The 11,434-nt window shown below is 62.8% G+C and carries 9 protein-coding genes and 4 pseudogenes; 11 read left to right on the top strand and 2 right to left on the bottom strand.

Annotated elements, in window-relative coordinates:
• Positions 1 to 1,137: 1,137 nt before the first annotated feature.
• Positions 1,138 to 2,151 (bottom strand): helix-turn-helix domain-containing protein, encoded by a 1,014-nt coding sequence (locus MJO58_RS17185; protein WP_042792003.1) that lies wholly within the window; start codon positions 2,149 to 2,151, stop codon positions 1,138 to 1,140.
• A 126-nt stretch (positions 2,152 to 2,277) separates the two neighbouring features.
• On the opposite strand from MJO58_RS17185, the gene MJO58_RS17190 reads away from it, so the two are divergent.
• The 10 genes and pseudogenes from MJO58_RS17190 to MJO58_RS17230 form a co-directional block, all read left to right on the top strand.
• Positions 2,278 to 2,598 (top strand): 2Fe-2S iron-sulfur cluster-binding protein, encoded by a 321-nt coding sequence (locus tag MJO58_RS17190; RefSeq protein WP_042792002.1) that lies wholly within the window; start codon positions 2,278 to 2,280, stop codon positions 2,596 to 2,598.
• 71 nt (positions 2,599 to 2,669) lie between these two features.
• Entirely contained in the window at positions 2,670 to 4,010 is a 1,341-nt protein-coding gene (locus MJO58_RS17195) for a cytochrome P450 (protein WP_051472937.1), read from the top strand.
• Complete coding sequence (locus MJO58_RS17200; RefSeq protein ID WP_042792000.1) at positions 4,007 to 5,209, top strand: NAD(P)/FAD-dependent oxidoreductase; 1,203 nt, start codon at positions 4,007 to 4,009, stop codon at positions 5,207 to 5,209. The genes MJO58_RS17195 and MJO58_RS17200 overlap by 4 nt, the downstream gene beginning before the upstream one ends.
• Positions 5,210 to 5,488: 279 nt before the next feature.
• Complete coding sequence (locus MJO58_RS17205; RefSeq protein WP_350355896.1) at positions 5,489 to 6,118, top strand: MFS transporter; 630 nt, start codon at positions 5,489 to 5,491, stop codon at positions 6,116 to 6,118.
• Complete coding sequence (locus MJO58_RS17210; RefSeq protein WP_042791998.1) at positions 6,115 to 6,615, top strand: PaaI family thioesterase; 501 nt, start codon at positions 6,115 to 6,117, stop codon at positions 6,613 to 6,615. Before MJO58_RS17205 ends, MJO58_RS17210 begins: the two co-directional genes overlap by 4 nt.
• 18 nt (positions 6,616 to 6,633) lie before the next feature.
• A pseudogene (locus tag MJO58_RS17215) lies at positions 6,634 to 6,930 on the top strand (phenylacetic acid degradation protein); the annotation flags it as partial.
• A 385-nt stretch (positions 6,931 to 7,315) separates the two neighbouring features.
• Positions 7,316 to 7,531 (top strand): transposase family protein, encoded by a 216-nt coding sequence (locus tag MJO58_RS28825; protein ID WP_082278415.1) that lies wholly within the window; start codon positions 7,316 to 7,318, stop codon positions 7,529 to 7,531.
• 53 nt (positions 7,532 to 7,584) lie between these two features.
• Positions 7,585 to 8,037, top strand: a pseudogene (locus MJO58_RS17220) (ISAs1 family transposase); the annotation flags it as partial.
• Entirely contained in the window at positions 8,015 to 8,461 is a 447-nt protein-coding gene (locus tag MJO58_RS17225) for an ISAs1 family transposase (RefSeq protein WP_142278382.1), read from the top strand. The pseudogene MJO58_RS17220 and the gene MJO58_RS17225, both read left to right, overlap by 23 nt.
• Before the next feature lie 118 nt (positions 8,462 to 8,579).
• Positions 8,580 to 9,662 (top strand): annotated as a pseudogene (locus tag MJO58_RS17230) (IS256 family transposase); the annotation flags it as partial.
• Here MJO58_RS17230 and MJO58_RS17235 read toward each other — a convergent pair.
• Entirely contained in the window at positions 9,637 to 10,836 is a 1,200-nt protein-coding gene (locus MJO58_RS17235) for an IS110 family RNA-guided transposase (protein ID WP_082278410.1), read from the bottom strand. The pseudogene MJO58_RS17230 and the gene MJO58_RS17235 sit on opposite strands and share 26 nt — an antisense overlap.
• Before the next feature lie 273 nt (positions 10,837 to 11,109).
• Between MJO58_RS17235 and MJO58_RS17240 the strand changes: the two are divergent.
• Positions 11,110 to 11,337: pseudogene (locus MJO58_RS17240) on the top strand (transposase); the annotation flags it as partial.
• Positions 11,338 to 11,434 lie beyond the last annotated feature (97 nt).

Here is an 11,434-nt window from a genome sequence, read left to right on the forward strand (position 1 = left end):
TCGCCGATGCTATGTCAAGTAAGTCCCGAGGACGATGCGTAACTCATCTCCTGAGACTTCACATGACACTTCAACCGGCGGTTTCAGGTGCGTGCTTCCCGCTTCTTCAAGCATGCCAACGTCCCTACGGATGTTGATGCGACGTGCTGCGTAGGTCGCTGCAACGTCGGCTTCCTGTGTGGCCCACCATCGCGACCAGACCGGTGCCGATCGGTCATCCATCGGTGGCGCTCACTTCACCGAAAATAGATCGCCCTGCCGTGCTCAGGGAAGCCAGTGAGCAGATCGGCTCGGATGGCGGCGTCAGGGCCTCACACTCCAGTCCGACGGTGGTGCCCTCGGGTCGGCTGGGAGGTGACGAAAATTATTCGGCGCCTGGTGGCTGGTGGTAGGCATTGAGGTTGGGAACGTGATCCCGACAATTTCGGAACGCGCCAGTTAGGACCAAGGCCACGATCTGGTGCACGCCGGGGGCCCTAATTTGAGGTCAATCCCTACAACGAAAGTCTCTTTGAGCGCAGTTCCCGTGGATAAGAATCGTGCCCTCCGCCCCCCAAGCTAGTCTGCGGGCTCACATGGCAACATAGAGCGAACGGGTTCGACTGAAACACCCCATCAGCATCACCCCGACCACCGGCGGACACAACCGCCCAGCCACACACCTAACCAGTGCACCAGGGCAATTTCCGTTCACTGTCGGCGGAGCGCAGCGCTGCTGAGCAGCTAGCCTCGGTGTTGCATCAAGCGCGGTCTAGGTGCTTAGATTCGCGAAAGTGCCTGTCCGGCAGGGACATAATGGTAATTCTCTAGGTTCCCAAGATCGATATCGTGGACAGTGCTCAATCACTCGGCTACGACACGCCGGCACTCACGATCAGGTCCGGCTCGCACACCACCACTCCGCTGGACGCAACCAGCCCGGCTACCCTCACTCTCAGCAGCGTTACACCCAAGGGAATTACGTGACGGCCACCCCTGGGGGAAATTACGTGACCGCGAACGCCTGGCGCAGACATGCGCTCAGGCCGCAACATCCGAGCGCTCGTCCGATTCTGATGCAGCAGTTGAAACCGGGGCCGAGGCGACGCTGTAGAAAAACGCTCCAAGGTCTGGAATCTCCGGACTCGCTGGGGCGGCTCAGCGTTGTGAGATCCCAAACTCGCTCGGAGAGCGGCCAGTCCATCGCTTGAAGGCGTGTGAGAAGCTGGCGAGGTCATTGTATCCGAGCTTGGTGGCGATCTGGCTCGCCGACATCAATCGGGTGAGTAAAAGCATCATCGCGCTCTCGCGCAAACACGACTGGCGCAACGCGCGAAAGGTGGTCCCCTCTTGGGAGAGCCGCCGTTTAAGTGTGCTTGTGGATAACGAAAGTTCGTCTGCGACCCACTGGCTACTTCGATGTCCGGGATCCTTCTCCAACAGCTGTCTCACCTTCTCCGAAAAGGACGTGGCTCCGCTCCGCTGGTTGAGAGCCGAGTTCAGCTGGGCGACGGCGAGTCGATATGCGAGGGGATCGGAGAACCGGCACACCTCATCGAGCGTGTCGGCGGGAACGCGAAGGTAGGACATCGATGCGTCAAAGAACAGGCGCCCGGCTAGCACCACGTCTTCGTCGAGATCGTTCAGGGTGACGGGCGCTGGCCAACTCAGGTGGAGTGTGGCGCTCGGCGCGTCACCGACGAGCATGTCCAGCAGTCGCAACAACGCCGACCCGGCGTATGTGATGGCCAGGCAGTCCAGTGCCGGATCGCTTGTGTGTCCGCAGAGCACGACGGTGAGGCCGTGGTCATTTAGATGGAACTGTGGATTGACAGCCGTTGTGATCAACGGCAGATAGGTGAGCAACTCCACGACCTCGGCTACCGAGCCTGCGCTGACCAGCGGAACGCTCAACGGGCCGAAGGACGTCAACTGTGCCTGTCCAGCGAACGCGAAGCCGAGGAGGGTTGCCTGTTCGACGGCGAGTTCGGGGTAGACCTCGCGAAGCCATCGTAGCGGGGCTTGGACATCGCGCCGGATCAGCGTCGCCTCGTCGACTCCTTCGCGAGACATGATGTTGCGAAGTAGCACGACTGCGTCTGGGGCGAGTGCCTGGCTCTCGAGCAGTTGCGCGAACGCGAGTGGGGGCACGCCTGCGTTATTGAGGTCCACTGGCCAAGACCCCTTTGAGCTAAATTCACAAGTTCCTGGTCCGGGTAAACATAGCCTAAGCGCTCGTCCTCGACAACGCTGTTAACAACAGCATTCACGTTGAGGACAACGTATTAGGAGTTGGTTATGGCCGTTGTCACCTTCATCTCCCACGACGGCGAGAAGTACGAGGCGCCTCTTGAGGCAGGTCAGTCATTGATGCGGGTCGCGACCAACAACGCGGTGCCCGGCATCGACGGCGACTGCGGAGGCGAAGCCGCGTGCGGCACCTGCCATGTGATCGTCGATCCGCAATGGACCGATCAGGTCGGCCCCTCCGGGGCCGATGAAGAAGAGATGCTCGCGATGAACCCCGAGCGTCAGCCGACCTCCCGGCTGTCCTGCCAGATGCCGGTTTCTGAGGCGTGGGACGGCTTGACCGTCCACCTGCCAGAGTTTCAGATGTAACGACGAGAGGACACGAAGACGTGACGAATATTCTTGACGCAGTCACCGCCAAGGCCCAGGGAGCCATCCCTATGGTCCCACTGATCAAGGGCGCGCACCTCTACGACAAGACTCGGCGCTGGGTCACCGGCACCAATGGTCAGCAGATTTTTACCGAGCGACCGATCCCGCCCGCTGACGAGGTCAAACTGACCGACATCGACCTCAGCAATCCGTTCCTCTACCGGCAGGGGCGTTGGAAGTCCTACTACGAGCGCCTGCGCAACGAGGCTCCTGTGCACTATCAGGCCCACAGCGCATTCGGCCCGTTCTGGTCGGTGACGCGCCATGCCGACATCGTGGCCGTCGACAAGAACCACGAGGTCTTCTCCGCCGAGCCGTTCATCATCATCGGAACCCCGCCGCGTTTCCTCGACTTGGCGATGTTCATCGCGATGGATCCACCACGCCACGACGTGCAACGGCAGGCTGTCCAGGGCGTGGTGGCACCGAAGAACCTGCGTGAGATGGAAAGCGTCATCCGGGAGCGCGTCCGAGACGTGCTCGACGATCTCCCGCTTGGCGAACCGTTCAACTGGGTGCAACACGTCTCGATCGAGTTGACCGCGCGCATGCTGGCGACGCTGCTGGACTTCCCGTTCGAGCAACGGCGCAAGCTCGTCGAATGGTCCGATCTTGCCACCTCGATGGAGCAAGCCAACGGTGGACCCTCGGACAACGACGAGGTGTTTCGTGGCATGGTCGAAATGGCTCGAGGTCTCAGCGCTCACTGGCGGGACAAGGCAGCCCGGACAGCTGCCGGGGAGCAGCCCGGCTTCGATCTGATCACCATGTTGCAGAGCGACGAGAGCACCAAGGATCTGATCGACCGCCCGATGGAGTTCTTGGGCAACCTCGTGTTGCTGATCGTGGGCGGCAACGATACGACCAGAAACTCGATGAGCGGTGGTGTTCTAGCGCTGAATGAGTTCCCTGACCAGTTCGAGAAACTGAAGGCGAACGCCGACCTGATCCCCAACATGGTCTCGGAGATCATCCGGTGGCAAACACCGTTGGCCTATATGCGTCGGATCGCCAAGGCCGACACCGTGCTCAACGGGCAGTTCATCCGCAAGGGCGACAAGGTCGTGATGTGGTACGCCTCGGGCAACCGCGACGAGCGCGTGTTCGAGCGGCCCGATGAGCTGATCATCGATCGGGCCAACGCCCGCAACCACATCTCCTTCGGCTTCGGCGTCCACCGCTGCATGGGCAACCGGCTGGCCGAGATGCAGTTGCGGATCCTGTGGGAGGAGTTGCTTCCGCGGTTCGAGAACATCGAAGTCCTCGGTGAGCCCGAGTACGTGCAGTCCAACTTCGTGAGGGGTATCAGCAAGCTGATGGTCCGCCTCACCCCGAAAGTTGGCGCATGACCTTGCAGCGAGCGGTCATCGTGGGGGCCAGCCACGCGGGCGCCCAGCTCGCGGCCAGTCTTCGCCAAGAAGGGTGGGACGGTGAGATCGTCCTCGTCGGCGAGGAGTCGGCGTTGCCCTACCAGCGGCCCCCGCTGTCGAAGGCATACCTGGCCGGGAAGAGCACACTCGACGATCTCGCGATTCGTAGCTCGGGTTTCTACGCCAAGCAGCGAATACAACTCCTGGATGCGACGGTGGAGGCGATCGACCGCCCGGCTGGTCACGTCGTGCTGAATACCGGCGAAGTACTGCCTTACGACAAGCTCGCACTGTGCACTGGCGCCCGCCCTCGGCGTCTTTGCACACCGGGAGCCGACCTGGCCGGAGTTTTCTACCTACGCACCGCCGCAGACGTCGAGATGATCCGCAAGGGCACCACTGCCGGCGGTCGGGCCGTGATCGTCGGCGGCGGTTACATCGGACTGGAGACCGCCGCCTCGTTGCGTGGACTGGGTATGGAGGTCACCGTGCTCGAGGCGACCGAGCGCGTTCTCGAACGGGTCACCGCCCCCGAGGTATCGGCGTTCTTCGACCGGGTCCACCGGGAGGAGGGCGTCAACATCCGGACGGGCACGCTGGTCGATGCCCTGTCCGGCGACGGCATGGTCCGCGAAGTATTCCTGGCCAGTGGCGAATCAATTCCCGCCGACCTCGTCATTGTCGGCATCGGCGTTGAGCCGAACATCGAGCTTGCTACCGCCGCGGGCCTGGCCGTCGACAACGGCGTCGTGATTGACGACCAGGCCCGGACCAGCGACCCCGACATCGTGGCTGCCGGGGACTGCGCCAGCCACCACATGGCCCGTTACGGGCGTCGCATCCGCCTGGAATCCGTGCCGAGCGCAGGCGAACAGGCCAAAGTAGCTGCGGCGACCATGTGCGCTAAGTCAAAGAAAATCGTGGCGCTCCCATGGTTTTGGTCAGATCAGTACAACCTCAAGCTCCAGATCGCCGGCCTCAACACCGGATACGACGAAGTCGTCCTCAACGGCGACCCGACCCGGGACCGCCACTTCACCTGCTTCTACCTCCGTGCCGGCGGGTTCATTGCCGCCGACTGCATCAACCGCCCCCGCGACTTCATGTTCAGCAAGCGGGCCATTACCCACGAAGTCCCCGTCGACCGGGCCGAACTGGCGCTCGCCGGATCGGCCTGAGGTGACGGGCCCTCGGGGCGATGGGTACGACAACAGCGATTGCGGACCGCAGTTCGCAGAGCAACGTCAGTGGACAACCGTCATCCAGCTCCCGCTGGCAAAAGGGGCGCGAGCGGCTGCCGTCGGTCGTCTCTGGCGCCACTGCCACAGCGGGTCGACTCAACCGTACTGATCAAAATCACAAAGAAAGAAACGATCCTCTGCAGAAGCTGCTAGGTGAACGTCACGGCGAAGACTTCTGCGTTCTTTGGAGTTGAGATGTGCACCAATGCACCCCTGATGACGAGTTCAGCCGAGCGGCGAGCCCCCGGCGCCACGACGAAGCCGATCACCGCGCCTGTGAAGACGTCTTCGCGGGGATGGGTGGACGTGCGCCGGTCAGGCGTCAACGCCACCTACCCCGACTTTCTGTCGCCGTTGTTGGCCATGGGCGCTGGGCTGGGTCTGATCACCGCCCCAGCGACCACAGCCATCGTCGCAGCGACGCCGGTGGAGAAACACGGCGTAGCCGCCGCAGTCAATGACGCCATCTGCGAAATCGGAGCCGCCATCGGAGTAGCCGTCGCCGGCAGCGTTCTGACCGCCGGGTATGTCTATCGCATCCAACCCGTGCTGCCCACAGTTCCATCACCGGCGCACCAGCCCTTGTCGGACTCGTTGGCCGCCGCGCTACAGGTCGCCGAGCAGCCAGGTCCATGCGCTCAGCACCTCGCCGACATCGCACGCGAGGCGATCGCGCACGGCAAAAGCCAAGCCGCTCTGGCGCTCTCACCAATCACTGCCGTCAGCGCAGTCATCCTCGACACCTGGGCACGCGGCCGTCCGTCCACAACCGCTCGGCAACGCCTGGGGGTTGAGACGAACACCAGATCGCACATCGACACCTTTGCAGAATCGACGACGTCATGAGCGAGATAGTGCGCGTTGAGCCGGAGCAGTTACCACCGCACACCCCCACGTGCATGGGGTGCGGCCCCGACAACCCCAACGGCCTGCAGATGAAGGTGTTTCGATCCGGACAGCAGGTGTACACCGACGTGGTCTTCGACGAAAGGCACGCAGGCGCACCGGGCCTCGCGCACGGCGGCGCGATCGCCGCGGCCTGCGACGACCTGTTCGGCTTCACCCTCTGGATCGCCGGCGCACCGGCGGTCACCCGCAATCTGGCGGTCGATTACCTCCAACCAGTGCCGCTACGTCAACCGCACCGCATAACCGCACACGTTCACGCCCGCGAAGGTCGCTCCCTACACGTCAGTGCGACGGGAACCGGCGAGGCCGGCGTCGTGCGCTTCACCGCTACAGCGAGGTTCATCGCAGTGGACGTTGAGCACTTCGCCGCGCACGGTGACCTCGGCGCGTTCGGCGACATGCTCAAACGGTTCGCTGAGGAGGGCGGGGATTAACGCATGACGCGCAGGAGAATGACATGTGGTGGTACCTGTGAAGTTCGCGCACCTTTGATGAGCAGATCGGCGAACTCAGCGGGGGGACTGTCGACGTTTCTGGACTTTCGGCACACGAAACTCACTTCCGGTCGGCTGGTGGCAGAGATGGAAACGCGTGCCGAACCGCTAACACCGTTCGGCAACCTGCGCTACGGATGTCTGTCCGCGAGGGTCGACCATTGTCTCGGGATCGTGTTCTACCCAGTCATTCCGGCGCGATCGTGGGTCGCGACGACCACCGAGTTCAAGCTGAACCTGCAACCCGTGTCCAACCGGGCACCGCAGCGATCCCTAACGATCGCCTCGCACAAGGGCTACGGGCCAAAGGGCTGTCCCATGGGCGGTTCAGTGAAATCGTTCCCGTCGGTGACAACAAGCGTTGCGGGAACAGATGTCCCGCCTGGCAGCGTGGGACCAGCGGCTATTAGATCCACGCTTCACACACCGACCGAAATAGGGCCGCCGTGGTTTGCCGCAAAGACTCCATGGAATATCGGGCACACCCGCGTCATCAGCAGAATTATCCTTGACCCTTCCAGCTGTCGATGCCGGACATCACCCAGGGTGGGTGCCGGAAAAGTTGATGCGTAGTGTTGCGACCTTGGCCGTTGTCGCCGCGTGACCGGCGTGACTACTGTGACGGGTGTGACCAAAGGGTTTGGATGCAGGTTACGAAGCCAACCATCCGAACTCGAGGTCACACCCGCATGCCGATGCAAACCGGACGCGCCACGAACGACTGCGGGAAGCCCTTCAGAGGGTGCCCGACCCACGCGACCGGCGCGGGGTGCGCTACCCGCTGGTCGGAGTGCTCGCGCTGGCGGTCACAGCTACCTTGGCTGGGTGCCGGTCGTTCGCGGCGACGGGTCAGTAGGCCGCCGAGACCGCAATTGACAACCTGGCCTTGTTCGGGCCCCGGACGAATCGACGTTGCGCAAGCTGTTCGCGCGCATTGATGCCGACGCCCTCGACCGGGCGCTGGGCGAGTGGATATGGACGCCAACTTTCACCGGAATCTGCCCCGGCGAGCAGCGCCGCGTGATCGCCATCGACGGCAAGACGATCCGCGGTGCGCGCACTCACCCCGGCGGTAAGGCGCCGCACCTGATCGCCGCATTCGACCACGGTGTCGGAGCCGTGCTGGGACAGGTCGCCGTCAACGCCAAGAGCAACGAAATACGCGCCGCCCGAACACTGTTGGGACACCTCGATCTCGACAATGCGGTGGCGACCCTCGATGCGATACACACCCAGACCGCCACCACCATCAACGGCGCCGGTGGGGACTACGTGTTCACGGTCAAGGCGAACATGCCCACCCTGCACTTACAAGCTCAAGAAGCTGCCCTGCAAGGACATGCCCGCGCACACGACCCGTAACACTGAGCGTGGCCGGCGCATCACCCGAACGATCAAGGTCGCCGACGTTCCCGCCTGGATCGACTTCCCCGACGCAGCCCAAGTCTCCCAACTACGCCGCACCGTCACCGATAACGGAGCCATAACCGTCGAGGTCGACTACCTGATCACCTCAGCAAACCACACGACGGCGCCGCTGAAGCGACCCGCCGCCTGGGTACAAGGCCGCTGGAGCATAGAAAATCGCCTTCACTGGGTCCAAGACGTCACTTTCGCCGAGGACGGATCAGGGATACGTACCGGCCAAGCGCCACGAGTGATGGCCACCTGCCGCAACCTCGTTATCGGCATGCTCCGAACCACCGGATGGGACAACATCGCCGCCGGCCTACGCCACCACACCAGACACCCCGATCACGCCCTCAAATTGGTCCTAACCTCATGAGATGTGACTTTTCCGGGACCCTGGGTCGAGCGGGATGGCCACGTCGGGACTGTCCGAACAACGGTGGATCTGATCTTGGTCTGACACGCCGAGCGGTGCTTGGCGGGAAGGACTGACGATGTCAGAAACACTCGATCCTGTGGCGATGGAACTGGATCAACGGCAGCTGGCTGAGCAGCTGCTGGCGCAGGCGAAGGAACAAGGAGTCGAATTGGTCGGCCCCAACGGGCTGCTCAATCAGTTGACCAAGAACGTGCTTGAGACCGCGCTGGACGCGGAGATGGCCGAGCACCTGGGTTATGACAAGCATGACCCAGCGGGCCGTGGCAGCGGCAATTCCCGAAACGGCACCCGGGCCAAGACGGTGCTCACCGAGATCGGGCCCGTCGAGATCGAGGTGCCCCGTGACACCAACAGCAGCTTCGACCCGCAGATCGTCAAGAAACGACAGCGTCGCCTGACCGGTATTGATGAGATCGTATTGTCGTTGACGGCAAAAGGATTGACGACCGGCGAGGTCGCGGCACACTTCGCCGACGTCTACGGCGCCACCGTCAGCAAAGACACCATCAGCCGGATCACCGACAAGGTGGTCGGCGAGATGGCCGAATGGTGCAACCGGCCGCTGGAAGCGGTATATCCAGTGGTCTTCATCGACGCCATCTTCGTCAAGATCCGCGACGGGCAGGTCACCAACCGGCCCATCTACGTGGCCGTGGGGGTCACCTGCGCAGGCGAGCGCGACATCCTCGGGCTGTGGGCCGGCGAGGGCAGCGAAGGCGCCAAGTTCTGGCTGTCGGTGCTCACCGAGATCAAGAACCGCGGCACCGGCGATGTGTGCATCGTGGTCTGTGACGGATTGAAAGGATTGCCCGAGGCAGTCAACACCGTCTGGGACCGAGCGATCATCCAAACGTGCGTCATTCATCTGTTGCGCAACACCTTTCGCTACGCGTCCCGCAAGTACTGGGATCAGATCGCCCGCGACATTCGGCCGGTCTATACCGCGGCGACCGAGGCCGCGGCCAAGGAACGCTTCGTCGAATTCACCGCGAAATGGGGTCCCCAGTACCCGGCGATCATCCGGCTCTGGGAGAACGCCTGGAACGAGTTCATCCCGTTCCTGGACTACGACGTGGAGATCCGCCGGGTGATCTGCTCGACGGATGAAATCGTCAAGGTGAGCGGTGATTGGTGGCGGGTTTGCGGGGTTGCCAGTGGGCGACGAGGACTTCGTAGGCACGTTCGGCCTGTTCGACGACCGCGTTCTCTTCGTCGCGGCGGTGCTTGCTGTTATAGGCCGCGCCGGGCTGGCGGTAGTTGCCGCGGCGTGACGGCGCCCCGGCGGCCAGTTCGAGCTTTCGGCGCTTGTGGGTGACCAGCCCTGGTCGAGCGAAGGCGTAGTCCTGGTCCTTGGTCACCAAATGCCATGCGAGCACCGTCATCTTGCGGGCGGTGGCCACGATCGCGGTCTGAAATCCGCGTCGGGATTTGATGCGCTGATAGAACGCACGCAAGGGCCCTGGTGCGCGACTGGCCGACCAGGCCGCCTCCACCAGCACACCACGCACATGGGCGCGGCCGGCTTTGCTGATCCGACCGTGCACCGGCGCGGAATTCCCGGACTGGCGCACCTTCGGGTTGAGCCCGATATAGGCCACTAACTTGTCGGGATCGTCGAACCGAGAGAAGTCGCCGACCGCGGCCACAATGGAGATGCCGGCGATCGCATCGACACCAGGGATGGTCATCAACCGGGCCACCATCGGATCGGTGAGCGCTTCTTGGGCCAGCTCTCTATCGACCAAAGCGAGTTCATGGGCGTGAAAGTCCAACTGACGCAACAACGCCTGCACGCTGGCGCGTTCATCGGCAGGTAACGGCTGACGCGAGAGCCAGTGCCGACCGGTCTTGCCAAACAAATCCGACACCGGCGGCGTCGGTGCGAGGTTACGGGCCAGGATCGCGTGCACCTGATTCTTCAGCCGAGTCCGTTGACGCACCACGTGAGCACGACGCATCACCTGCCGGCGCAGACTGCGGGTCCGATCGTCGGGCAGCCACACCGGTGGCAGAAAATCCGCTGCCAGCAACTGCGCCAAGATCCGCGCATCGACCTTGTCGGTTTTCACCTTCGCCTCGGCGATCGCCCGCGTCTTCGACGGGTTCGACACCACCACACGGGCCACCAGCGGTGTGAGCAGAGTAGCGATCGCATCGCTGTTTCCGGTGGCCTCCAACGCCACCTCATCATCCGGGCGTAGTTCAGACGCCCACGCCCGCAATGCTTCTGGCGTCACTCCGATCTTGCCTTCGTCGCGGAGGATCCCGTCCTCGACCACCGCCAGCTGCGCGAACTCGCGGTGCACATCCATGCCGACATATCTGACCACCGCCTGGTTCTCCCTTCCGTGCTGATCACTTGGCCGGGGAACCGCTGGGACGGAACGACACCTACGGATACGCGCTCGCAGCGCAGCCGGACAAGTCGCAGGGGCGGCCAACTACTAACACGGGCTCGCAGCCCATCGAGCAAGAACGGCCTGCCCATACGTGTTCCCCGAAGGCCCCTGTTCCGGACGGTCGCACCGTATGCCTAGTACGTCTGACCAGGCAAGACAGAACCACGTGGGCCTCCACCCCATTTCATACCGGGTACCAACGCCGTGGAGTCGATCAACGCCCGCTACCGGCGCGCGATTCGCGCCCGCGGGCATTTCCCTACCGACCAAGCTGCCCTGAAATGCCTGTATCTCGTTACCCGATCACTAGATCCGACCGGGCGAGGTAGGGCACGATGGGCAATGAGGTGGAAGCCCGCACTCAACGCGTTCGCAATCACCTTCAACGGCCGGATCACCCCGACCGGCAACTAACAAATGCCAAGGTCGGATCCACCGTTAATCAGACAGCCCCGCCACGTCACACTTCGTGGTGTTGATGCGTGCGGGACTGTGGATTTAACGGTGTTTC

The sequence above is a fragment of the Mycobacterium lentiflavum genome (assembly GCF_022374895.2).
In the GTDB taxonomy this organism is placed as follows: Bacteria; Actinomycetota; Actinomycetes; order Mycobacteriales; family Mycobacteriaceae; genus Mycobacterium; species Mycobacterium lentiflavum.

What these genes read in the sequence shown, in the direction of transcription:
- MJO58_RS17190 (WP_042792002.1), top strand. Translation starts at nt 2,278, where the DNA reads ATGGCCGTTGTCACCTTCATCTCCCACGACGGCGAGAAGTACGAGGCG.
- MJO58_RS17195 (WP_051472937.1), top strand. Translation starts at nt 2,670, where the DNA reads ATGGTCCCACTGATCAAGGGCGCGCACCTCTACGACAAGACTCGGCGC.
- MJO58_RS17200 (WP_042792000.1), top strand. Translation starts at nt 4,007, where the DNA reads ATGACCTTGCAGCGAGCGGTCATCGTGGGGGCCAGCCACGCGGGCGCC.
- MJO58_RS17205 (WP_350355896.1), top strand. Translation starts at nt 5,489, where the DNA reads ATGACGAGTTCAGCCGAGCGGCGAGCCCCCGGCGCCACGACGAAGCCG.
- MJO58_RS17210 (WP_042791998.1), top strand. Translation starts at nt 6,115, where the DNA reads ATGAGCGAGATAGTGCGCGTTGAGCCGGAGCAGTTACCACCGCACACC.
- MJO58_RS17225 (WP_142278382.1), top strand. Translation starts at nt 8,015, where the DNA reads ATGCCCGCGCACACGACCCGTAACACTGAGCGTGGCCGGCGCATCACC.
- MJO58_RS17235 (WP_082278410.1), bottom strand. Translation starts at nt 10,836, where the DNA reads ATGGATGTGCACCGCGAGTTCGCGCAGCTGGCGGTGGTCGAGGACGGG.